General features: G+C 69.2%; 19 protein-coding genes. 9 read left to right on the top strand and 10 right to left on the bottom strand.

Going from position 1 to position 22,388, the window contains the following annotated elements:
• Window position 1: 1 nt before the first annotated feature.
• The 4 genes from ACYVF6_RS39540 to ACYVF6_RS39525 form a co-directional block, all read right to left on the bottom strand.
• On the bottom strand, window positions 2-1,030 hold the full coding sequence (locus tag ACYVF6_RS39540; protein WP_460529695.1) for an ABC transporter permease: 1,029 nt from the start codon (window positions 1,028-1,030) through the stop codon (window positions 2-4).
• 118 nt (window positions 1,031-1,148) lie between these two features.
• Window positions 1,149-2,756 (bottom strand): periplasmic substrate-binding domain-containing protein, encoded by a 1,608-nt coding sequence (locus ACYVF6_RS39535; protein ID WP_460529692.1) that lies wholly within the window; start codon window positions 2,754-2,756, stop codon window positions 1,149-1,151.
• 276 nt (window positions 2,757-3,032) lie between these two features.
• Entirely contained in the window at window positions 3,033-3,725 is a 693-nt protein-coding gene (locus ACYVF6_RS39530; RefSeq protein WP_460529689.1) for an HAD family hydrolase, read from the bottom strand.
• 338 nt (window positions 3,726-4,063) lie between these two features.
• A complete protein-coding gene (locus tag ACYVF6_RS39525) occupies window positions 4,064-6,205 on the bottom strand; it encodes an MMPL family transporter (protein WP_460529686.1) in 2,142 nt (713 codons plus the stop codon).
• A gap of 135 nt (window positions 6,206-6,340) precedes the next feature.
• On the opposite strand from ACYVF6_RS39525, the gene ACYVF6_RS39520 reads away from it, so the two are divergent.
• Together ACYVF6_RS39520 and ACYVF6_RS39515 are read left to right on the top strand one after the other, a co-directional pair.
• A complete protein-coding gene (locus tag ACYVF6_RS39520) occupies window positions 6,341-7,540 on the top strand; it encodes a sensor histidine kinase (protein WP_460529683.1) in 1,200 nt (399 codons plus the stop codon).
• Window positions 7,534-8,199, top strand: coding sequence for a transcriptional regulator (locus tag ACYVF6_RS39515; RefSeq protein WP_460529680.1), 666 nt, complete (start codon window positions 7,534-7,536; stop codon window positions 8,197-8,199). The genes ACYVF6_RS39520 and ACYVF6_RS39515 overlap by 7 nt, the downstream gene beginning before the upstream one ends.
• Window positions 8,200-8,203: 4 nt before the next feature.
• On the opposite strand, the gene metH is transcribed toward ACYVF6_RS39515, so the two are convergent.
• On the bottom strand, window positions 8,204-11,686 hold the full coding sequence (gene metH / locus ACYVF6_RS39510; RefSeq protein WP_460529677.1) for a methionine synthase: 3,483 nt from the start codon (window positions 11,684-11,686) through the stop codon (window positions 8,204-8,206).
• A gap of 247 nt (window positions 11,687-11,933) precedes the next feature.
• On the opposite strand from metH, the gene ACYVF6_RS39505 reads away from it, so the two are divergent.
• From ACYVF6_RS39505 to ACYVF6_RS39485, 5 genes are read left to right on the top strand one after another with little or no spacing between them, the layout of a single operon-like run.
• Window positions 11,934-12,779: a PAC2 family protein gene (locus ACYVF6_RS39505; protein ID WP_460529674.1), complete on the top strand. Its 846-nt coding sequence runs from the start codon at window positions 11,934-11,936 to the stop codon at window positions 12,777-12,779.
• 54 nt (window positions 12,780-12,833) lie between these two features.
• Window positions 12,834-13,826 carry a phosphotransferase family protein gene (locus tag ACYVF6_RS39500; RefSeq protein WP_460529671.1) on the top strand — a complete coding sequence of 331 codons (993 nt, stop codon included), beginning with the start codon at window positions 12,834-12,836 and terminating at the stop codon, window positions 13,824-13,826.
• Entirely contained in the window at window positions 13,823-15,151 is a 1,329-nt protein-coding gene (locus ACYVF6_RS39495; RefSeq protein ID WP_460529668.1) for an MATE family efflux transporter, read from the top strand. The genes ACYVF6_RS39500 and ACYVF6_RS39495 overlap by 4 nt, the downstream gene beginning before the upstream one ends.
• 44 nt (window positions 15,152-15,195) lie before the next feature.
• Complete coding sequence (locus tag ACYVF6_RS39490; RefSeq protein ID WP_460529666.1) at window positions 15,196-15,996, top strand: MerR family transcriptional regulator; 801 nt, start codon at window positions 15,196-15,198, stop codon at window positions 15,994-15,996.
• Window positions 15,993-16,568 (top strand): hypothetical protein, encoded by a 576-nt coding sequence (locus ACYVF6_RS39485; RefSeq protein WP_460529663.1) that lies wholly within the window; start codon window positions 15,993-15,995, stop codon window positions 16,566-16,568. Before ACYVF6_RS39490 ends, ACYVF6_RS39485 begins: the two co-directional genes overlap by 4 nt.
• Before the next feature lie 24 nt (window positions 16,569-16,592).
• On the opposite strand, the gene ACYVF6_RS39480 is transcribed toward ACYVF6_RS39485, so the two are convergent.
• The 5 genes from ACYVF6_RS39480 to ACYVF6_RS39460 all read right to left on the bottom strand — a co-directional run bounded on the left by ACYVF6_RS39480 (window position 16,593) and on the right by ACYVF6_RS39460 (window position 20,505).
• A complete protein-coding gene (locus ACYVF6_RS39480) occupies window positions 16,593-16,949 on the bottom strand; it encodes a VOC family protein (RefSeq protein ID WP_460529660.1) in 357 nt (118 codons plus the stop codon).
• A gap of 111 nt (window positions 16,950-17,060) precedes the next feature.
• Complete coding sequence (mshC, locus tag ACYVF6_RS39475) at window positions 17,061-18,305, bottom strand: cysteine--1-D-myo-inosityl 2-amino-2-deoxy-alpha-D-glucopyranoside ligase (RefSeq protein WP_460529657.1); 1,245 nt, start codon at window positions 18,303-18,305, stop codon at window positions 17,061-17,063.
• 48 nt (window positions 18,306-18,353) lie between these two features.
• Entirely contained in the window at window positions 18,354-19,160 is an 807-nt protein-coding gene (locus ACYVF6_RS39470) for an SCO1664 family protein (protein ID WP_460529654.1), read from the bottom strand.
• Complete coding sequence (locus tag ACYVF6_RS39465; protein ID WP_460529651.1) at window positions 19,157-19,729, bottom strand: DUF3090 domain-containing protein; 573 nt, start codon at window positions 19,727-19,729, stop codon at window positions 19,157-19,159. Before ACYVF6_RS39465 ends, ACYVF6_RS39470 begins: the two co-directional genes overlap by 4 nt.
• 11 nt (window positions 19,730-19,740) lie before the next feature.
• Window positions 19,741-20,505, bottom strand: coding sequence for a histidine phosphatase family protein (locus tag ACYVF6_RS39460; RefSeq protein ID WP_460529648.1), 765 nt, complete (start codon window positions 20,503-20,505; stop codon window positions 19,741-19,743).
• Between the two features lie 93 nt (window positions 20,506-20,598).
• Between ACYVF6_RS39460 and ACYVF6_RS39455 the strand changes: the two genes are divergently transcribed.
• Both ACYVF6_RS39455 and ACYVF6_RS39450 read left to right on the top strand, forming a co-directional pair.
• Entirely contained in the window at window positions 20,599-21,132 is a 534-nt protein-coding gene (locus ACYVF6_RS39455; RefSeq protein WP_460529645.1) for a SigE family RNA polymerase sigma factor, read from the top strand.
• On the top strand, window positions 21,129-22,379 hold the full coding sequence (locus ACYVF6_RS39450; RefSeq protein WP_460529642.1) for a hypothetical protein: 1,251 nt from the start codon (window positions 21,129-21,131) through the stop codon (window positions 22,377-22,379). Before ACYVF6_RS39455 ends, ACYVF6_RS39450 begins: the two co-directional genes overlap by 4 nt.
• The last annotated feature ends 9 nt before the right edge of the window (window positions 22,380-22,388 follow it).

Raw genomic sequence — 22,388 nt, 5'->3', positions numbered from 1 at the left:
GTCAGTACCTCACCCTCGGGTCGATGAGTGCGTTGACCACGTCGATCAGCAGGCTGATCAGCACCACCGCCAGCGCGAAGATCGTCATGATTCCCTGCACTGCCACGTAGTCGCGGGAGTTGATGTAGCGCACCAACTCCGCGCCGATCCCGGGCCAGCTGAACGTCGTCTCGGTGAGAATCGCCCCACCCAGCAGCAACGCGAACTGCAGGCCGAGAATCGTCACGAACGGCACCATCGCGTTGCGGAACGCGTGCTGGAAGACCACACGGCGTTCGGAGATGCCACGGGCCCGGGCCGCCTCGACGTAGTCGTCGCGCAGCGTCTGTGCAACGTTGACCCGGATCATCCGGATGAAGACACCGGCCACGAGCAGGCCGAGCGTGACGGCAGGCATGACCAAGTGCTTCAAGCCGTCGACGAACGCGTCGGTGTTGCCGTCTATCAACGTGTCGAGCAGGAAGATGTTGGTGTGTGACGTCACGGTGTACTGCAGGATCGGACTCGCCTGCTGGCCGGACGGCAGCAGGCCGAGCGTGCCGGTGAACAGCACGATCGCCAGCACACCGACGAAGAACACCGGAGCGGCGTAGGTCAGCACGCCGAAGATCCGGATCGCGACGTCGATCCAGCTGTTGCGGAACCTCGCGCCCAGCAGACCGAACGGAATGCCGATCACGAGTGCGACGATGATCGCGGCGAGCGTCAGGCTCAACGTCGCGGCGCCGTTGACCGCCATGATCTGGGTGATGGGGCGGTTGTCGGTGATGGCCGTGCCCAGGTCACCTTGCACGACCTGGGTGAGATAGTCCCAGTACTGCACGAGAATCGGCCGGTCGTAGCCGGCGGCGGCGCGCCTGGCCGCGAGCTCGGATGGCGGCAGCCGGCCACCGAGTGCTGCTGAGATCGGGTCACCCGGTGCCACCCGCAGCAACACGAACACCATGGTGAGCAGGACGAAGATGTTGGGGATCACCAGCAGCAGGCGCACCAGGAGGTACCGGCGCAACGAGCCAGATCTGGCCGACATAGGAACAAGCGCCTCTCGTCTCCCCCGCGGGGGGTGTGGGGGGTCGTCCCCCCACAGTTACAAACGAGGGGGACAGGCTCGCGCTCTTTTCGAGCACACCGAGCCTGTCCCCCTCGGCCTACTTGGCCTTCGTGGCGTCGATCAGCCAGAACCGGATCTGGTTGGCGGCGTCGAACGTCTTCTCGACACCGGTCACACCGTCGCGGGTGGCGGCGATCATCTTGTCCTGCCAGATCGGCAGCGTCGGCACGTCTTCCGCACCGAGTGTCTGAGCCTGCACGATGCTCGGCTCACGCTTGGACGGCTCGGCGTTGGAACGCTCGTCGGTCAGCAGCTTGTCCATCGGCTTGCTGGAGTAGCCGGAGCCCTTCTCCATGAAGTTGCCGGTCTGGTAGAACGGCGAGAGGTAGTTGTCGGCGTCCGGGAAGTCGGGGTACCAACCCAACTGGAACGCGGGGTAGACACCCTTGGGGTAGTCGACCTTGTAGCGGTCCCACGCGGCGTTCTGCAGCGAGATGTCGAACACGCCGTCCTTTTCCACCTGGCGCTCGATCTCGGCGTACATGTCGGCCGAGGTCTGGCCGTAGTGGTCGGGGTTCCACCACAGCTGAGCCTTCACCGGCATCGTCACGCCGGCCTGCTGCAGCAGTTTCTTGGCCTCGGCCGGGTTGGGCGCCTCGCCGTACTTGGTCTTGAACGTCTCGGTGCTGCCGGCGAACGCGGACGGAACCATGGTGTAGAGCGGGTCGACCGTTCCGTCGTAGATGTCGGTCGCGATCGACTTGCGGTCGATCATGTAGGCGAAGGCCTGCCGGACTTCCTTCTGCTTGAACGGGCCGTTCAACAGGTTGAAGACGACGTAGCTGATGCCGACGCCGTCACCCTTGAGGACCTTCACGCCCTTCTTGGCGCCGTTCTTCTCCAGGTCGGAGATCAGAGTCGGCGACAGGGTGCGGAACGCGACCTGCACCTCGTTGTTTTCGACCGCTGCCTTGAGCGAGGCCTCGTCCTTGAACTTCTGGATGATGACCTGCTTGTGGATCGGCTTGTTGGAACCGGTGTAGTTGGTGTTCTCCTCGAGCACGATCTGCTGGCTCGGGTCGAACTTCACGATCTTGTACGGACCGGACCCGACGAACTTCTTGCCGTCCTTCTGGATCGCCGTCGCGGAGTACTTGTCGCTCGGCACGATCGCGGCGCCGCCGTAGGTGAGCCGCATCGGCCAGGTGGCGTCGGGATACTTCAGCTTGTAGGTCACCGTCAGCGGGTCGGGCGCCTCGGTGCTGGCAAGCGACGGCTCGTAGATGCTGGACGGGCCCTGGTCATCGGCGATGCCGATCATCCGGTCCATGCTGAACTTGACGTCCGCACTGTCGAGCGCGCTGCCGTCGGAGAACTTCAGGCCCTTTTTCAGCTTGCAGGTGTAAGTCTTCGGGTCGTCGAACTTGCAGCTCTCCGCGACATCGGGCGAAGGCTTGTTGCCACCGGCTGGGATCTCCAGCAGGGTCTGTGAGGTGTTGGTCAGCAACAAGGAACTCGGCCAGTCATAGGATGCCGCCGGATCGGCGCCAACGAAGTTCTCCGTTGTGCCGAAGATCAGAGGCACCTGCTTCTGGGTATTACTGCTGCCGCCGTCGCCCTCATCGCCTCCGCAGGCCGCAGCGGCCATCACCAGCGCAACGCCGGCCGCTAGTGCGAAGACCTTGCGGCTCGTGCTGTGTCGCATGTTCCACCTCGGTCGTCGAATGAGATCGGGTCCGATCCGGGCCCGTCCAGGCACCATATCTGGCCATTGGCGCGGCTGTGAACGACTTGCAGCCGAGCCAATGTCGCAATTGGGTAACCAACCCTTTGGCGCCAAGGTGCCCAATTTACTGGCTGGTAACTACCGCGAATTACCGGCCCGACAATGCCTACCAACCGCGTTCTTTCCAGTACCGCACGTTGCCGTTCGAGGCCGTTCTGTCCCGTTAGGCACCGGCTGCCAACGCGGGCTCGGCGGCTACAGCTCCGTTTCGGCGAGCGTGCGCAGCATGCCCATGTCGACCTCGGCCAGCGAACGCGGCACGATCCGGCCCGGCGCCGGTCGGATCTCGGCGTGGTTGGGTACGGCGACCGTGCAGTAGCCGGCCTCCTCGGCCGCAGCGAGTCCGGCCGGCCAGCTGTCTACCGCGATGCAGTCCTGCGGGTCGACGTTGAGCTTGCGTGCGGCGAGCAGATAGGACTCCGGGTGTGGCCGGGGCCGCTTCACCTCTTCGCCGGCGACCGTGGCCCAGATCATCTCGCCCCACAGGTGCGACAGGATGACGTCGACGATCGGACGGTAGGCGGGCGTCACCACGGCGAGCGGAACGTGCCGGGTGGCGAGCATGCCGAGGAACTCCAGCGCACCCGGTCGCCAGCGCACGTCCCTGCGCAGCGCGCTGACCACTTTCTTCACCAGCTCGTCGACGATCTCGCCCGGCGCCAGGTCGTCAGGCCGGCCGACGGCCTCGAACAGCCGGCCTCCGATCTGATCCATCGTGGCACCGAGCAACGACTGGGCGAGCCGTTCGTTCCATCGCCCGCGATGGGCCTTGACGAACTGCTCCTCCGCCTGCCACCAGACGGTCTCGGTCTCGACCAGGGTCCCTTCCAGGTCGAGGACGACGGCGACCGGCAACATCCGCTGGCGCTGCGTGCGACCTTGGTACATTTGCCCCTTCACCGGTGTCTCTCGCCCATCCCCAAGCAGAGAAGATCGTAGTGCTTCCGCCGGACTCGGGAAACCGGAAGGGGCGCCGCGATCGGCGACGCCCCTTGTTTCACATTACGTGCGGGTTTGTTCACAAGTCCTGGATTACCCGATACCGCGCGAGCGGGAAATGGCGGGTGAGCCGGCCGCGGAACGCCTCGTAGTCGCGGGCGACGTCGAGTGGTCGCCGTCAAGACAGGGTTGGCATAGCCGAAGGTCGAACCGCTGAATCGCTTTCCCGCCGAGTTCGTGAAGCAGCTGTCGGCGCAACTGAGCACGAACACGCCGTCGAGCGCCTCCTACTGGTGTTCGAGCGCGATTCTTGGCAGCCGGCGAGCGATCGGTGCCGGCAGCCACCACGCCCACCTGCCGAGCAGGTGCATCACGGCCGGAAGGATCAGGCAGCGGATCACCAGGGCGTCCAGCAGCACCGCGACCGCGAGGCCCAGGCCGAACTGCTTGAGCATCCGGTCGGGGCTCAGCAGGAAGGAGCTGAACACGACGACCATGATCGCTGCGGCTGCCGTCACCACTCGTCCGGTCGTGGCAAGTCCTTCGCGGATCGCGCCCGGAGCGTCGCCGTCGCGTTCCCAGACCTCGTGCATGCGTGCGAGCAGGAACACCTCGTAGTCCATCGAGAGGCCGAACGCGATCGCGAAGATCAGCACCGGCACGTACGCCTCGACCGGGCCTGGCTCGGCTCCGAGTGGACCGCTCAGCACGCCCTCCTGGAACACCAGCGTGATCACGCCCATCGCGGCGCCGACGCTGAGCAGGTTGAGGATCGCGGCCTTCAACGGGATCAGCAGCGAGCGGAACACCACGGCCAGCAGCAGGGCCGACAGGCCGACCACGACGAGGATGAACAGCGGCAGCCGGTCGGCCACCGCGCCCGCGAAGTCGACGACCGCCGCGGTCGAGCCACCGACCAGGTAGGTCGCGCCGGTCTCGCGTTCCAGCGGCGGGAGTACGTCCTCGCGCAGCCTCTCGACCAGGTCGGTGGTCGCCGGGTCCTGCGGGCTGGCGTCCGGGAACACGATGACCGTGGCGAGGTCGCCGCTCCTGGCCGGGATGACCGGCGTGGCCGCTGCCACCCCGTCGGTCGCGACGAGCGTGCCGCGCAGCTCGGCCGCCGCCTGCGGGCTGCCCTCGGACACGACGACGAGCGGGCCGTTGAAGCCCGGGCCGAAGCCCTTGGCCAGCAGGTCGTACGCCTGCCGCGACGTGGTCTCCGATGCGTCGTTGCCGGAGTCGGCGAAGCCCAGCCGCATGCCGAGCAGCGGTGCCGCGAGTGCGACCAGGGCGGCGATGGCGACCAGCAGCGCGGGCCAGGGGCGGCGCTGTACGAAGCTCGACCAGCGGCGCCAGCGCTCGCCGTCGACCCGGGCGGTGCCCTTGCGGGCGGCCCGGCGGCGTACCGCGCGTTCGATCCGGCCGCCGAGGATCGACAGCAGGGCGGGCAGCAACGTCAGCGTCGCGAGCATCGTCACCAGCACGGTCACCGCGACCGCCACAGCGACGCCCTGCAGCGATCCGAGGCCGAGCGCAACCAGGCCCAGCAGGGCGATCACCACGGTGCACGCGGCGAAGAAGACGGTCCGGCCGGCTGTGTCGAGCGCCCTGCGGATCGCGGCTTCGCGCGGCGCGTCCGCGAGCAGCTCGGAACGGAACCGCGAGAACACCAGCAGCGCGTAGTCGATGCCGACGCCGAGCCCGACCAGGATCAGCAGCGGCGTGGTGAAGTCGGCGACGGTCGCGATGTGCGAGGCGAGCGTGACCAGGCCGATCGCACTGCCGACCGCGAAGATCGCGATGACGATCGGGATGCCCGCGGCCAGCACCGAGCCGAACAGCAGGACGAGGATCACCAGTGCGGCGAGCAGGCCGATCCCTTCGGCCGCGCCGCCCGAAGCCTCCTCGGCGCCGCGGACCGGGTCGCCGCCGAGCTCGACGCGGAGGCCGCCGCCCTCGGCCGCCTGCGCGGTGTCGATGATGCGGCGTACGTCGTCTGGCGGTACGTCGGTCGACTGGGCGTCGAGTGTGATCGTGGCGTATCCGATCGTTCCGGGTTCGGAGATCGCGGACCGGTCGGCGTATGGGCTGCGGACGTCCTCGACGTGCGGCAGGTCGCGTACGTTCGCGAGCATCGCCTCGACCGCCTGCTGAGTGGCCGGCTCGCGCAGCCCGGCCTGGTCTGTGACGACGATCTGGACCGTGGCGCCGGCCTGGTCGGGTGCATGCGTCTCCAGCGCGTCGAGGGCCTGCTGCGACTGCGTACCCGGCAGCGAGAAGTCGTTGCGGAAGGCGTCGCCGATCGCGTTCGACCCGACGGTGACGCCGGCCAGGACGAGCACCCACAGCGCGAGAGCCCACCAGCGATGACGCTGGGACCAGCCCGCGAGGCGTTCGAACCGGCTCGATGTGGTGAGGGAAGTGGACATGCCGGTGACGGTAGGTACGCCGGCCACTTGCTCGAAACGCCTTGCCGGGTGATTCCGGTGTCCCCCCGCGGGAGCACACCGGATGCCCCTCGCGGGCGATTCGGCTCAGGGTCTCACCGGAATACGCTCACTCCTGTGCTCGAAGTGAGGTCTGCCCGAACGTTTCTGGCCGACGCCGGCGTCGCACTGGCCGTCCTGCTGGTGACGCTCGGCATGCTGTCCGAGGGCCGGTACGGCGTCGACAGCACGGGCACGATCGGCCTCGACGCGCTGGGCATCGTGCTGGCCGTTGCGACCGCCCTGCCGCTGCTGCTTCGGCGGGTGGCGCCGTTCACTGTCCAGCTGGCGGTGAGCGCAGCAAGCCTCGGGCTCGTCGGGCTCACCTACGCGCTTGACTTCCCGTTCGGCGCGGTCGTCGCGCTCTACACGGTCGCCGACCGCTACGGCGGCGACGCCGACCGCCGGCGCCGGTACGCCGCTCTGCTCGCCACCGCCGTGTACCTGCTCGCGACCAGCGCGATCTATCTCGAACGTGACCGAGACCCCGGCACGTCGCTCGCGGGTGCCCTGATCTGGACCGCGGGGTTCGCCGGCGCCTGGGTGGCCGGTGACCGGACCCGGCTGCGCCGCGAACGGTACGCGGCGCTGGAGGACCGCGCGATCCGGACCGAACGGGAGGCCGAGCGTGAGCGCCAGCTGGCCGCCGCGGAGGAACGCACCCGGATCGCGCGGGAGCTGCACGACTCGGCGGCACACGCGATCAACGTGATCCTCGTGCAGGCCGGGGCCGCGCGGCTGCTGTACGACCGCGACCCCGACGGCTCCCGGCAGGCGATCGGCGTGATCGAGCAGGTCGCTCACGACACGATCGGCGAGATCGACCGGATGGTGCGGGCGCTGCGCAGGGACTCGGGCGACGACGGCCCGGCGGCACTGTTGCCGGCGAACCCGATCGCGCTGGAGGAGCTGGTCCAGCGGCAGCGGGCAGACGGCCTGGAGGTCTCGCTCGACGTCAGCGGCTCGCGCGAAGGCGTGCCGCGCAGCGTGGCCTGGGCCGCGTACCGAATCCTGCAGGAAGCGCTGACGAACGCCAGCCGGCACGGTACCGGCAGTGCTTCGGTGGTGCTGCGGTTCCAGCCGGCCGCGGTGGAGGCGACCGTGACGAACCCGGTCGGTGCCGGCCACCGGCCGGCTGCCGGTGGAGGGCACGGCATTATCGGGATGCGCGAGCGTGCGAGCCTGCTCGGCGGCACGCTGTCAGCCGGCCTCACCGAGGCCGGCGACGCGTTCCGGGTGCGCGCCAGGCTTCCGTACCACGAGGACAAGGCATGGTGAGAGTTCTCGTCGTCGACGACGACGACCTGATGCGGGCCGGGCTGCGGGCCGTCCTTTCCAGCGACGACCGGATCGAGGTCGTCGGTGAGGCCGGCGACGGGCGGGCCGGAGTCACGGCCGCCGCGGACCTGGCGCCGGACGTCGTCCTGATGGACGTACGGATGCCCGAGCTCGACGGCATCGCCGCGACCGCGCAGGTCGTCGCGGCAGCACCGGCCGCCCGGATCCTCGTACTGACGACGTTCGAGGACGAGGAGTACATCTTCGGCGCACTGAGTGCGGGTGCGAGCGGCTTCCTGTTGAAGCGCACGCAGCCGGAACAGCTCATCGCCGGCATCCACGCCGTCGCCGCCGGCGAGGCGCTGCTGTCGCCCGCGGTCACCCGTACCGTGATCGGCAAGCTCGCCCGCCAACCGCGGCTGGACACGGCGTCCGCCCGCCGGCTGCGTCAGCTGACTCCGCGTGAGCGCGACGTGCTGGAGCTGATCGCGCGTGGTCAGTCGAACGCCGAGATCGCCGCCTCGCTGGTGGTGGAGGAGTCGACGATCAAGACGCACGTCAAGCGGATCCTGGCCAAGCTCGGCCTGCGGGACCGCGTGCAGGCGGTCATCCTGGCGTACGAGACCGGTTTGATCGCGCCAGGAGACCGCCGCGGCTGACCCGTCAGGTGTTGAAGTACTTCGCCTCGGGGTGGTGCAGCACGATCGCGTCGGTGGACTGCTCGGGGTCGAGCTGGAACTCCTCCGACAACGACACGCCGATCCGGTCGGGCTTCAGCAGCTCCACGATCTTGGCGCGGTCCTCCAGGTCGGGGCAGGCGCCGTAACCCAGCGAGAACCGCGCGCCGCGGTAGCCGAGCTTGTGGATCATGTCCTGCACGTCAGTCGACTGGTCCTCGCCGCCGAAGCCGAGCTCGGCGCGCATCCGCGCGTGCCAGTACTCCGTGAGCGCCTCCGCCAGCTGCACCGACAGGCCGTGCAGCTCGAGGTACTCCCGATAGTGGTTGCCGCCGAACAGCTCCGCCGTGGCCTCGGAGATGCGCGGCCCGACCGTGGCCACCATGAACCCGACCACGTCGGTCTCGCCCGACTCCGACGGCCGGAAGAAGTCGGCCAGGCAGAGGTGCCGGTCGCGGCGCTGGCGCGGGAAGGTGAAGCGGCTCAGCTCCTCGCCGGACTCCCCCAGGACGTACAGGTCGTCGCCCTTCGAGGCGGCCCGGAAGTAGCCGTAGACCACGCCGGCCTCGAGGAGGCCGTCGGTCTGCACCCGGTCGAGCAGCGCCCGCAGTCGCGGCCGTCCCTCGGTCTCGATCAGCTCGTCGTAGGAAGGACCGTCGGCCGCCCGCGAGGACTTGAGCCCCCACTGGCCAAGGAACAGCGCCCGCTCGTCGAGCATCGAGGCGTAGTCGGCCAGCGGGATGCCCTTGACCACCCGGTCGCCCCAGAACGGTGGCGCGGGTACGGGGTTGTCGATGGCCACGTCGGAACGCGCCGGCATCTCCTCCGGCGGCGTCTCCTTCAACGAGGACGTACGCGTGCGCCGCTTGCGCAGTTCCGGCAGGGCGGCACCTGGCACGCCCCGCTTGACGTCCATCACCGCGTCCATCAGCCGCAGGCCCTCGAACGCGTCGCGGGCGTAGCGCACCTCGCCCTGGTAGAGGTCCGCGAGGTCCTCCTCGACGTAGGCCCGGGTCAGCGCCGCGCCGCCGAGCAGGACGGGCCGTTGTGCCGAGGCGCCTCGCCCGTTCATCTCCTCGAGGTTCTCCTTCATGATGACCGTGCTCTTCACCAGCAGCCCGGACATGCCGATCACGTCGGCCCGGTGCTCGTCGGCGGCCTCGAGGATGTGGTTGATCGGCTGCTTGATGCCGAGGTTGACGACGTTGTAGCCGTTGTTGGTGAGGATGATGTCGACGAGGTTCTTGCCGATGTCGTGCACGTCGCCCTTGACGGTGGCCAGCACGATCGTGCCCTTGCCGTCGTCGTCGGTCTTCTCCATGAACGGCTCGAGGTAGGCGACCGCGGTTTTCATCACCTCGGCCGACTGGAGGACGAACGGCAGCTGCATCTCGCCCTTGCCGAACAGCTCACCGACGACCTTCATGCCTTCGAGCAGCTCGTCGTTGATGATCTCCAGCGCGGCGCGACCCTCGTCCATGGCCTGCTGCAGGTCGGCTTCCAGGCCAGTGCCCTCGCCGTCGATGATCCGGCGCCGCAGCCGCTCGCCGAGCGGGAGCGCGGCCAGCTCCTGGGCGCGGGACTCCTTGGTGTCGGACGTCTTCACGCCGGCGAACAGCTCGAGCAGCCGCTGCAGCGGGTCGTACTCGTCCTCCGGCCTGCGCCGGTCGTAGACCAGGTCGTACGCGACCTGCCGCTGCTCCTCCGGGATCCGCGCGATCGGCAGGATCTTGCTGGCGTGCACGATCGCGGAGTCGAGCCCCGCCTCCGCGCACTCGTGCAGGAAGACGGAGTTGACGACCTGACGGGCGGCGGGGTTGAGGCCGAACGAGATGTTGGACAGGCCGAGCACGGTCTGGACGTCAGGGTGGGCTTGCTTCAGCCGGCGGATCGCCTCGATCGTCTCGATGCCGTCCTTGCGGCTGTCCTCCTGGCCGGTCGCGAGCGTGAACGTCAGCGTGTCGACCAGGATGTCGGACTCACGCATCCCCCACTCACCGGTCAGCGTGGAGATGAGCCGCTCGGCGATCTCGAGCTTCTTGTCGGCAGTGCGCGCCTGGCCCTCCTCGTCGATCGTCAGCGCGACGACCGCGGCGCCGTGCTCGCGGACGAGCGGCATGATCTTGGCGAACCGGCTCTCCGGGCCCTCGCCGTCCTCGAAGTTGACGGAGTTGATCGCGCACCGGCCGCCGAACATCTCGAGTCCGGCTTCCAGCACAGGCGGCTCGGTGGAGTCGAGCATGATCGGCAGCGTCGATGCTGTCGCCAGCCGGGAGCCGATCTCGCGCATGTCGGCGACGCCGTCGCGGCCTACGTAGTCGACGCAGAGGTCGAGGATGTGCGAGCCGTCGCGGATCTGGGCGCGCGCGATGTCGACACAGTCGTCCCAGCGACCGTCGATCATCGCCTCGCGGAACGCCTTGGAGCCGTTGGCGTTCGTCCGCTCGCCGATCGCGAGGTAGGAGGCGTCCTGCTGGAACGGAACGGGCTGGTAGAGGCTCGCGAGCCCCGGCTCGATGGTCGGCTGCCGGGCCGGCACTTCCACCGCCCGCACAGCCTCGACGACCTGGCGGAGGTGCTCCGGCGTGGTTCCGCAGCAGCCGCCGACCAGCGAGAGGCCGTAGTCCTTGATGAACGTCTGGTGAGCCTCGGTGAGCTGCTCCGGCGTCAGGGGGTAGTGCGCGCCGCTGGCGGTGAGCTCGGGCAGGCCGGCGTTGGGCATGCAGGACAGCGGAACGGTCGCGTGCCTGGCGAGATAGCGCAGGTGCTCGCTCATCTCCGCCGGGCCGGTCGCGCAGTTGAGCCCGATGACGTCGATGCCGAGCGGCTCGAGCGCGGTCAGCGCGGCACCGATCTCGGAACCGAGGAGCATGGTGCCGGTCGTCTCGACCGTGACCGACGCGATCACCGGAACGTCGGCGCCGAGCTTCTCGATCGCGCGCCGGGCGCCGAGGATCGCGGCCTTGGTCTGCAGCAGGTCCTGCGATGTTTCGACGATCAGCGCGTCAGCGCCGCCGGCGACCAGACCCTCGGCGTTCTGCTGATAGGCGTCGCGGAGCTTGGCGTAGGCGACGTGGCCGAGCGTCGGAAGCTTGGTGCCCGGGCCCATCGAGCCGAGCACGTAGCGCCGCCGGTCCGCCGTCGAGTGCTGGTCGGCGACTTCGCGCGCCAGCCGCGCGCCGGCTTCGGCCAGCTCATAGATGCGTTCCGGGATGTCGTATTCGGTGAGCGCACTGAGGTTGGCGCCGAACGTGTTGGTCTCTACACAGTCGACGCCGACGGAGTAGTAGGCGTCATGGATCGCACGCACGACATCGGGCCGAGATACGTTCAGGATCTCGTTGCAGCCTTCCAGGCCCTGGAAGTCACCATCGACGCTGAGGTCGTAGGCCTGCAACATGGTGCCCATCGCGCCGTCCGCCACTAGTACGCGTTGTCCGAGCACTTGGCGGAACGTCTCTGCAGCCACGATGCGGTGTCCCCTTCGTTCGATTGCGAGCCCTTACAGAACTGTCAACCCTACTCATCACTGTCCGCGCCAGCCGCCGATCTCTCGCCCGGCGAGACGGCCGTCCACTATACGGACATGGCCTTGGCATGTGAGTGCGCAGGTTACAGCGCGTCGGATGGGTCCATGTCAGCGTGGGGACGTAGGCTGGCTCCAGCATTTTCCGACCCGCGAAGAAACGTATCGAAGCAAACGGTCAGGAGGCCGCGTGATCGAGCTCGACCAGGTGCCTGAGCTCGACGACCCCGTCGTGATCGCCGCCTTCGAGGGCTGGAACGACGCTGCCGAGGCCGCCACCGGCGCTATCGACCACCTGATCCGGATCTGGAAGGCCAAGCCGGTCGCCGCGCTCGACCCCGAGGACTACTACGACTTCCAGGTCAACCGGCCAACCGTGCAGCTCGAGGACGACGGCGAACGCAGCATCGTCTGGCCCACCACCCGCGTGCTGGTCGCCACCCAGCCCGAGGCGCCCCGCGACGTCATCCTGATCCGCGGCATCGAGCCCAACCTCTCGTGGCGGCAGTTCTGCGGCGAGCTCAACGAGATCGCCGGCGAGCTGGGCGCGAGCATCGGCGTGATCTTCGGTGCGCTGCTGGCCGACAATCCACACACGCGGCCCATTCCGGTCAATGCGAGTGCCACCGATCCGGAGTTGGCCAAGGCGCTCGGGCTCGAACAGTCGAAGTACGAAGGCCCGACCGGCATCGTCGGCGTGCTGCAGGCCGAGCTTGGCTACGCCGGCATCCCCGCGATCTCGCTCTGGGGCGCGGTGCCCCACTACGTCGCGCAGCCGCCCTGCCCGAAGGCCACGCTCGGCATCCTCAACCGGCTCGAGGACATCCTCGACCTGTCGATTCCGCAGGAAGAGCTGGCCGAGGACGCCCGCGCCTGGGAACGCGGCGTCGACGAGCTGGCGCAGGAAGACTCCGAGGTCTCCGAATACGTCCGGTCGCTCGAGGAGGCCCGCGACGCCGCCGACCTGCCGGAGGCCACGGGCGAGGCGATCGCGCGCGAGTTCGAGCGCTACCTCCGCCGCCGCAAGACCGACTAGCCGGGGCTCACTACCCTCTCTCTGGCACGTCGCATGCTGCCCGGGAGGGGTCTGATGGAGAGCATCACCAAGAACCGCCAGTCGCTCGACACGCTGCGAGCCATGGTCGGCCGGGCCTACGGCCGTGACCTGGCGCCACCGGACGGCGACGACTGGGCGAGCGAGCTCGGGCACGGCTGGTTCAACGTCGCCTACCGCATCCGGCTGCGCGACGACTCGCAGGTCGTGCTCAAGATCGCACCGCCGGCGGGCATCGAGGTGCTGACGTACGAACGTGGTGCGATGTCGATCGAGCTGGCGGCGCTGAAACTGATCCGGGAACGCACCAGCGTGCCGGTGCCGGCGGTCGACTTCGCCGACCAGAGCCACGAGCTGTGCGACGCCGACTACTTCTTCATGTCGTACATCGATGCCGACAACCTCGGCATCGTCAAAGCCGGCTTGCCGGCCGCCACGCGGGTGGCTTACTCCGAGGCCGTCGGCGCGGCCAACCGCGAGCTCAACTCGATCCACGGTCCGGCGTTCGGGCCGCTGGCCGGTCCCGGCGACCCGAGCTGGCGGGCGGTGTTCACGGACATGTTCGACGCGGTCATGGCCGACGGCGAGCGCCGCCAGGTCGACCTGGGCTGGGACTACGACCTCGTGCGCGGCGTGTTCGCGGACAACGCGCACTCACTCGACGAGGTCACCGTCCCGCAGTACGTCGAGTGGGACCTGTGGGACAGCAACGTGATGGTCCGCGACGGCGCGATCGTCGGCATCATCGACCACGAGCGCGCCTTCTACGGCGACCCGTTGATCGAGGCCGGCTTCACCGGCACGCAGCTGTCCGCGTTCGGCGACCCCAGCGCGTTCATGCGCGGCTACGGGCACGGGCCGCTGACTCCTTCGGAGGAGGTGCGCAGGCGGCTCTACTGCCTGTACCTCTCGCTGATCATGGTGATCGAGACCGTCTACCGCGGGCACACCGACAGCCAGGGCTACGACTGGGCGCGGGAGCGCCTCACCGAGACCATGGCACTGCTCGGGCGGCGACCGGTCCGTTGACCCCGGCCCGGATCGACCAGGCCGAGGCGCTGGGCTCCCGGCCGGTCGGCCGGCTGCTGTGGCACGCGTGCTCGCAGACCACGATGTCGGTCGGCGTCTACGGCATCTACGCGCTGACCAACGCGTGGTTCGTCGCTCGTGGCGTCGGCGCCGAGGCGATGGCCGCGGTCAACCTGGTCGCTCCCGTGCTGCTGGTGCTCGGCGCCGTGGCCACGACCGTGGGCGTGGGCGGCGCTTCCCTGGTCTCCCGCAGCCTGGGCGCCGGCGATCCGGCGACGGCCGCGCGCGCGGCCGGCAACGCGTTCGTGGTCTTCTGGACGACCGCCGTCGTGGTGACCGTGCTCGGCCTGATCGCGATCGAGCCGCTCCTCACGTTGCTCGGTGCCCGTGGCGACCTCCGCGACACCGCGCGCGAGTACGCGGTGATCATCATCTCCGGCGCGATCTTCGCGACGGGCTTCTCCAGCCTGATCCGGGCCGAAGGGCGGATGCGCTACTCCACGGCCGTCTGGGTGGTCGCGATCCTGGTGCAGATCGTCCTCGACCCGCTGCTCATCTTCGGGCTGGACCTCGGCGTACGCGGCGCCGCGCTGGGCACCGTTGGCGGGCAGGCGGTCTCGGCCGCGATGGCGGCGTGGTTCTTCTTCGTCCAGCGCCACCGGCCGTACCGTGTCGGCCTGGCCGAGCTGCGCCCGCGGTTGGCGACGATCGGTGCCCTGATCGGCGTCGGCGCGCCGTCGTTCCTCGCCGGCTTCGGCGCCACCGTGCTGGCGGTGGTCGTCAACACGACGCTGGCGGGCGCGGGCGGTGCTGCCGCCCTGGCCGCGTACGCCGTGTGTGCCCGGATCCAGACGTTCGCACTGATGCCGCAGCTCGGCATCAGCCAGGGCCTGCAACCGGTCACGGGATACAACGCCGGGCGCGAGCTGTGGGCGAGGGTGTCTCGCGCGCGGACCCTGGCCCTGCGTGCGTCGGTGCTGTACGGCGCCGTCGTCACGGTCACGGTGGTCCTGCTGGCCGGCCCGCTCACGGCCGCCTTCATCGACGACGCCGGAGTAGCCGCGACCGCGCGAGGCGCGTTGCGCGTGATCGCGATCGGCCTCGTCGTGGCCGGGGTCGCGCCACTGGTCTCGGCGTACTTCCAGTCGCTCGGGCGGCCGCGGCCGTCATACCTGATCTCGATCGGCACGCTGGTGGCGATCAAGGTGCCGCTCGTCCTCGCGCTCGGCCGGGCGGGTACGACCGGCGTCTGGATCGCCCTGGCCGCCGGGGAGATCGTCACCGCTCTCAGCGCCTGGTTCGTGCTGCGCCTACGCGGTCGTTGAGGTTGCTGGACTCTCCCACTGTGGGAGCCGCCATGCTGCTCGGCATGGGACCTGACAAGGAGCTCCTGGCGATCGGCGCGTTCGCGCGCCTGTGCAGGCTGTCCGTCAAGCAGCTGCGGCACTACGACGAGCTCGGACTACTGCCGCCGGCCTGGGTCGACCCTGCCAGTGGGTACCGCTACTACCGCCCCGGCCAGGTCAGGGACGCGACCTCGATCGGCTTGCTGCGGTCGCTCGACGTGCCGTTGCCGGTGATCGGGGATGTGCTGGCCGGTGCGCCGGTCGCCGCGGTGCTCGGCGACGTGCGTGCCCAGCTGGAGGCCGAGCTCGAGCGCCGGCGCCGCGCGCTGGCGAGCCTGGAGCAGATCCTCGCCACCGGCATGCCGGCCGTCGACGTCACGATCGTCACGCAGCCGGCGATCCGGGCGGTCACCGTACGAGACGCCGCCCCGGACGAGTGGCAGATCGACGGGGCCACCTCCGCCGCGATCGCGAACCTGCTCGGTGCGCTGGCCGCCGCCGGCGAGCCCGTGCGGCCGCCGCTCGTGGGCCTGTTCCCGCTGGACTTCGGGGAGCCCGTGCCGATCGTGGTGGCGGCCGAGTGCGGTGCTCCGGTGCCCGGCACGGTCGCCGAGGTGCTGCCGGGCGGGCAGTTCGCGCAGGCCACCCACGTCGGCTCGTACGACCGGATCAACCTCACCGCGCACGGGCTGCTCGCCTGGTGCGCCGAGCACGGGCACCGGCCGGCCGGGCCGATCCGCGAGGTCTACCTGTCCGACCCCCGCTCCACCGCACCCGACCAACTCGTCACCCAACTGATGATCGAACTGGAGGATCCGCGATGAACACCTGGTACACCGCCACCGAGGAACCCGAGCTCACGGAGTTCGGCACCGTGCACGGCCTCGGCATCACCGGCCAGGGAGCACCCGGCGCGGCGGCACATATGGAGAGCACCGGGCTGTTGTACGCCGTCGCCGGGCCGCTGCTCGGCCTGGCCGCCGCGACGTCAACAGCCGGATCGCCGTTCTCGATGCCGCCGCTGGAGGGCCGCTGGTGGGTGGAGGACGACCGTCCGCCGTTCGAGGTGCCGCGAGAGGAATGGTGCTGGCAGCTGTTCCTGCGGCTGCCGGACGACCTGCCGGCCGCGCTGTTCGACCAGGCCAGAGAAGTGGCTCGCGCCGAGCGTCCCGGCGCGGCCCGGGTGCAGTTGGTGAGCTTCACCGAAGGCTCGGTGGTCCAGGCGCTGCACGTCGGGCCGTTCGCCGAGGAGCCGAAGACGCTGGCCCGGATGGACGCCCTGATCACCGCGAAAGGGCTGGGCGTCCGCGGGCTGCACGACGAGATCTACCTGACCGACTTCAGCAGGACGGACCCGGCCGAGCTGCGGACGATCCTGCGCCAGCCGGTCGGCTAGAGCTCGGGCCGGGCTGGTACCGGCTCAGGCGTCCTGCAGCAGGCCGAGCACGTTGCCGTCGGGGTCGGTGACGGTCGCCACGACGCGGCCGGGACCGACCTCGCGAACGGGCTCCTTCACCACGGCGCCGGCCTCGGTCAGCTCGGCCAGCTTGGCCTCGATGTCGGGCACGTGCCAGTACGCCACCGGCGAGGTCATCCCCTGCTGGGCGCCGTTCGGCACCAGCCCGATGTGCTGGCCCTCGACGTCGTAACCGACGTAGTAGGGCGCGTCGGCCGACGGCTCGACGCCGAGCAGCGCGGTGTAGACCGCCTTGGCCTTCTCGAGGTCGGTGACCGGGTGCAGCACGGTCTTGATTCCCTGGGTGGACGAACCGCTCATGATCGCTCCTGAAGTGGGTGTTTCGCTTCTGTCGCGGTCACGCTAGCTACGGCTCGGATGCCCGCGCTTCTTGATTCCTGACCAGTCCGCGCGAGCCCGAAACGCCGGGCGTCAGTCCTGCCGGAGCTCCACACCGAGGAGAGTCCTGGCGACATCGCTGACCAGGCCCGGCGCATCGCTGTCCGGCCCTGGTTCGGCCAGGGTGGCCTCTGCCCAGGCGTCGATCACGCCGAGTGCCGCCGGAGCGTCGAGATCGTCGGCGAGGGCGTCGCGGACGCCGGCCAGCACCTTCGTACCCTCGGCTCCGGCGGGCCGGGCGGCCGCGGCACGCCAGCGCTCCAGCCGGGCGATCGCCCTGTCGAGGCCGGCCTGCGTCCACTCCCAGTCGTCGCGGTAGTGGTGCGACAGCACATCGAGCCGGATCGCCGACGGGTCGACGCCATCGGCACGCAGCTCGGACGAGAACACGAGGTTGCCCTTGGACTTGCTCATCTTCTCGCCGTCGAGCGCGACCATGCCCTGGTAGACGTAGGAGTGCGCCGCCACCGCGTCTCCCCCGCCCGCCAGCACCCGGGTCAGGGCCGTACACATCTCGTGGTGAGGGAAGGCCAGGTCGGAGCCGCCACCCTGCACGTCGACCGTGATGCCGAGGTGCAGCCGCGAGATCGCCGAGCACTCGACGTGCCACCCGGGCCGCCCGGGGCCGAACGGCGACTCCCAGGCCGGCTCACCCGGGCGGTGCGCCAGCCACAGCAGGCTGTCGAGCGGGTCGCGCTTGCCCGGCCGCTCCGGGTCGCCACCGTTCTCGGCGAAGCTCGTCTCCATCGCGGCTCGCGACAGGCCGGAGACCTGCCCGAACTTCGGGTCGCTTCGGACCGAGAAGTAGACGTCACCGTCGATCTCGTACGTCGCGCCCAGCTCGCCCAGCCGCGTGATCGCCTCGATCACCAGCGGGATGGCCTCGGTCGCGGCGACGTACTCCCGCGGTGGCACGACGAAGAGCGCGGCCATGTCGGCACGGAACAGCCCGCCCTGCCGATCGGCCAGCGCTTTCCAGTCCTCGCCGGTCTGCTCGGCCCGCTCCAGCAACGGGTCGTCGACGTCTGTGACGTTCTGCACGTAGTGGACGTTCAGGCCGGCGTCCAGCCACGCCCTGTGCAACAAGTCGAACGCGATGTAAGTGGCGGTGTGGCCGATGTGGGTGGAGTCGTAGGGCGTGATGCCGCAGACGTAGAGCTTGGCCTCGTCGCCGCCCGGCCAGGAAGACTTCCGCCGTCCGGACGCCACGTCGTGAACGACGGGGATCTGACCAGTCCCGGGCAGCCGGGACAACTCGGGAGCACGCCACGATTCCATGATTTTCGACCCTACAGAACGCCGGAAAAAACACCGGGAAATCGGTCCTCAGAAGACCGGCCACGGGATCGACGGCCAGCCGTCGCCGGGTTCTGGGAACGCGCCTTCCCGGCGCAGGCGGCTGATCCGCGCGGACAGCGCCACGATCTCGTCGAGATCGATCAGCTCGGCCAGTGCTTCGCCGAGCCCGCCGGACAGGCCGGCCTGCAGTTTCTCCAGGACTTCGAGCTCCTCTGCCGAGAGCCGCTCACCCGCCCAGCCCCACAGCACCGTGCGCAGCTTGTGGTCGACGTGGAAGGTGAGGCCGTGATCGACGCCGAACAGCGACTGGTCTTCGGCCGCGACCAGGACGTGCCCGCCCTTGCGGTCGGCGTTGTTGCAGATCACGTCGAAGATCGCCAGCTGCCGCAGCGAGGGGTCGTCGGCGTGCACGAGTGCGATCTCGTCGCCGTCACCGTCGTAGGCGTCGAGCACCCGCCGCCAGCCGTCGGGCACCTGCTCGCGCGGCACGACGTCGACCATGCCGATGTCGGTGTCGTGCTCGATCCACAGCTGGCACATGCCCTCACCGAACGGGCCGTCCCGCAGCAGGGTCGGCGGGACGAGGTTCCAGCCGGTGGCCGCCGACAGCTGGTACGTCGCGACCTCCCGGTTGGCCAGGCTGCCGGAGGGGAAGTCGCGCAGGGGCCGCTCGCCGCGTACGGGCTTGTAGACACACGCCCCGGTCATGCCGTCGAGGCTGACCTCGCAGTAGAACGTGGCGTTCGAGGCGTCGACCAGACGGCCCTCGACGTTCATCGATCCTTCGCCCACCAGACGCAGCGCTTCGTCAGCGTCGAGCTCTCCTCTGGTCACGCGCTACGCCGATAGCCGTTCTGGCGCGGGCAGATGTGCCCGTCGGGGTCGAGTGGGTTGCCGCAGAACGGGCAGGGCGGCCGGCCCTGCGACACGACGGCCAGCGCCCGCTTGGCGAACGCCCGCGCCTGTGCTCCGGTGATGCGGACGACCAGCGTCTCGGGCCCTTCCGCCTCGGGGTCCTCCTCGATCGGCGGCGGTGGGTCGGCCTCCTCCTCGGTGACTTCGTAGGCCTCGATCACCACGCGCTCGGCCTCGCTGTCCCATGCCAGGCGCAGCGTGCCGACACGGAACTCCTCGACCAGCGGCTGCTCCAGCGGCTCGTCGTCGGACAGCTCTGTCGGCGCGAGCGCGGGGATCACCGCGTCGCCACCGGTCAGCCGCAGGACCTCGTCCAGCATTGCGTCGACTCGCTCGGCGAGGACGGCAACCTGTTCTTTCTCCATCGATACGGTCGTGATCTGACCGGAGGAGCGTGCCTGCAGGAAGAAGGTACGCTCACCAGGCTCTCCGACCGTGCCCGCGACGAAGCGGTCCGGAGCGTCGTGGAAGTGGACGACACGCGTCATGACTTAGAACCCTACGCCTTCTTACCGCGTGCTGTTCTGCGTGTGGGACTACTTGGCGCGCCTCCCGCACCGCCCCCGATCGCGGCCTCGCTCTCGGCCTCGGCGGCCCGGACGGAGCGGGCCCGGCGCCGTCGTTTCTTGGTGGGTACGAGCGAGGACAGGTCGCCGCCGACGTCGTTGGTACGCATCACGAACGGGCGCATCGGCGTGTAACGGATCACCGACACCGAGCACGGATCGACCAGGATGCGCTGGAACTGGTCGAGGTGCATGCCGAGCGCGTCGGCCAGGATCGCCTTGATCACGTCACCGTGGCTGACCGCCACCCAGATCGCGTCCGGGCCGTGCTCGGCCTCGATTCGCGCGTCCCACTGGCGGATGGCCGCCACGCCCCGCTCGGACACCGCGAGCATCGCCTCGCCGCCGTCACCGGGGAACGTCACCGCACTCGGATGCTGCTGGACGACCTTCCACAGTGGCTCCTTGGCCAGGTGCTTGAGCTCCTTGCCCTGCCAGTCGCCGTACTTCACCTCGGCCAGCCGCTCGTCTTCTGTCGGGTCGAGGCGCATGCCCGCGACCGCCTCCGCGGTCTCACGGCAGCGTTCGAGTGGACTGGTGACGACAGCCACCAGTGGCAGCTTGTCGAGCCGGGCGGCCAGCGCGTCGGCCTGCTTGCGGCCCTCGTCGTCGAGATGCACTCCAGGAGTGCGTCCGGCCAGCAGACCGGTCGCGTTGGCGGTGGTCCGGCCGTGTCGTACGAGCAGCAAAGTAGCCATCGCATGCGAGCGTACCGGCGTGCGACCACCGGCGACCCAACCGAAACTCCGGGCGGACTCGTCTGTTTGGTCGAGACAGGAGGGGTGATTCGGGTGGATCGAGACAATGCCTTCCGCGAGTTCGTCGCGGCGCGTGGGCGCTCGCTGATGCGCACGGCATACCTGCTGACCGGCGATCGGCACCAGGCCGAGGACCTGCTGCAGGACGTCCTGATCAAGGTCGCCGACCGCTGGTGGCGGATCAGGCAGGAGGAGAAGGCCGAGGCGTACGCCCGTACGGCGCTGGTCCGCGAGTACATCTCGTGGCGACGTCTGCGTCGCAGCACCGAGTTGCCCGTCGACGACGTACCCGAACAGTCGACGGCCGACTTCGCCGAGCACAGCCTGAGCAGGCTCACACTCGACCGCGCACTCGCCAGGCTGGCGCCACGGCAACGGGCGGTGCTGGTCCTGCGGTTCTACGAGGACTGCTCGGTCGGCCAGACCGCCGCGCTGCTCGGGTGCTCCACCGGCTCGGTCAAGAGCCAGACCCACGACGCACTGGCGAAGCTGCGGTCGCTCGGCCCGGAGCTCAGCGACCTGCTGTCTGACACCGAACTCGTCGCACAGATGGGAGAAAACCGATGACCCGCTTCAGGGACGCACTCGCCGACTACGCCGACCAGGCACCGCCGCTCGGTTCGATCGCCGATCGCGCGCTGGCCCGGTCCACGCGCAGCCGGCGTAAGCGCAGGCTCGGACTGGTCGCACCCTTGTGCGCCACCGGACTGGTAGCCGCGTCGGCGCTCGGCCTGGCCGCCGGCGGCCTGCTGCCCTGGCAGCGTTCGGGCAACGAGGTCATGCCGGCGACGAGCACGTTCCAGCTGCCCATGACCGTCACGTTTCCCAAGACGGCAGCGCCTCTGCCGGACCAGGGCGTGGGACCGGGGCTGCTGGCGTACAGCGCCGGTTGCAAGGGGGACGAGCACGGTGTGGACAGCTGCGAGCCGTGGAGGCTGATGACTGCTGACGGCAAGCACTGGACGGTCGAGGACGCGGCCTGGCCGGACGACAAGGAAAAGGCGCAGCAGTACAGCCGGGGCAACCTCACGGTCTCACCCGACGGCACTCGCATCGCGTACTTTCGCGACAACGGATCGTTCGTCGTCCGGGACCTGGCGAGTGGCGGCGTCCGGGAGGCCTTCTCCTGGGCCGACACGCCGTGGAAGTTCGACGACGGGCCGCCACAGGTCAGCTGGTCGCCCGACAGCCGTTGGATCGGCGTCGCGATGGCGGACACCGATGTGATCGGCAACCACACGACCACGGTGAACCCCCAGAACGCCGAACTCGTCGACACCCAGACGATGCGAACCCGCCAGATGCCCGGCCCGTGCTGCTTCTACGGGCTGCCGGACACCGAAGCCCTGATCCCCTTCAGCGACGGACTCCGTGAGCACCCGATCAAGCTGGTCGATCACAGCGGCAAGGTGCGCGGCGAACTGCCGTCGAAGCTGCCCAACGGCAAGAGCTGGGACGGCTTCCAGGGAGCGATCTCGCCCGACGGCGAGGCATTCGCCTCGATCGGCTTCCCGAAGGGGCTCACCGCCGAGGTCTCGGTCGTGCGGATGAAGGACAAGCGGGTACTCGTCCGCTACCCGATCCGCGACAACTGGAAGGCCTGGGAGTCGCCCAGGTTCGCCGGCTGGATCACACCTGAGATCGCGTTGATCGAGAGCGGAGACCTCCGGGGCGTCGACCTCCCGATGACGGTCGAGAGCAAAGGCGCGGCCAACATCGAGCGATTCGACCTCGAGAGCGGCACGCGCGAGCAGGTGTTCCACTTCCCGCGCCGCGCCCGTTCGCTGAGCATCGCTTACCAAACCCTGGAATAGTCGCATCTG

It is taken from the genome of Flindersiella endophytica (genome assembly GCF_054779015.1).
The sequence above is the reverse complement of the archived record's forward strand: the minus strand, read 5'-3'. Positions and strand labels throughout refer to the sequence as shown.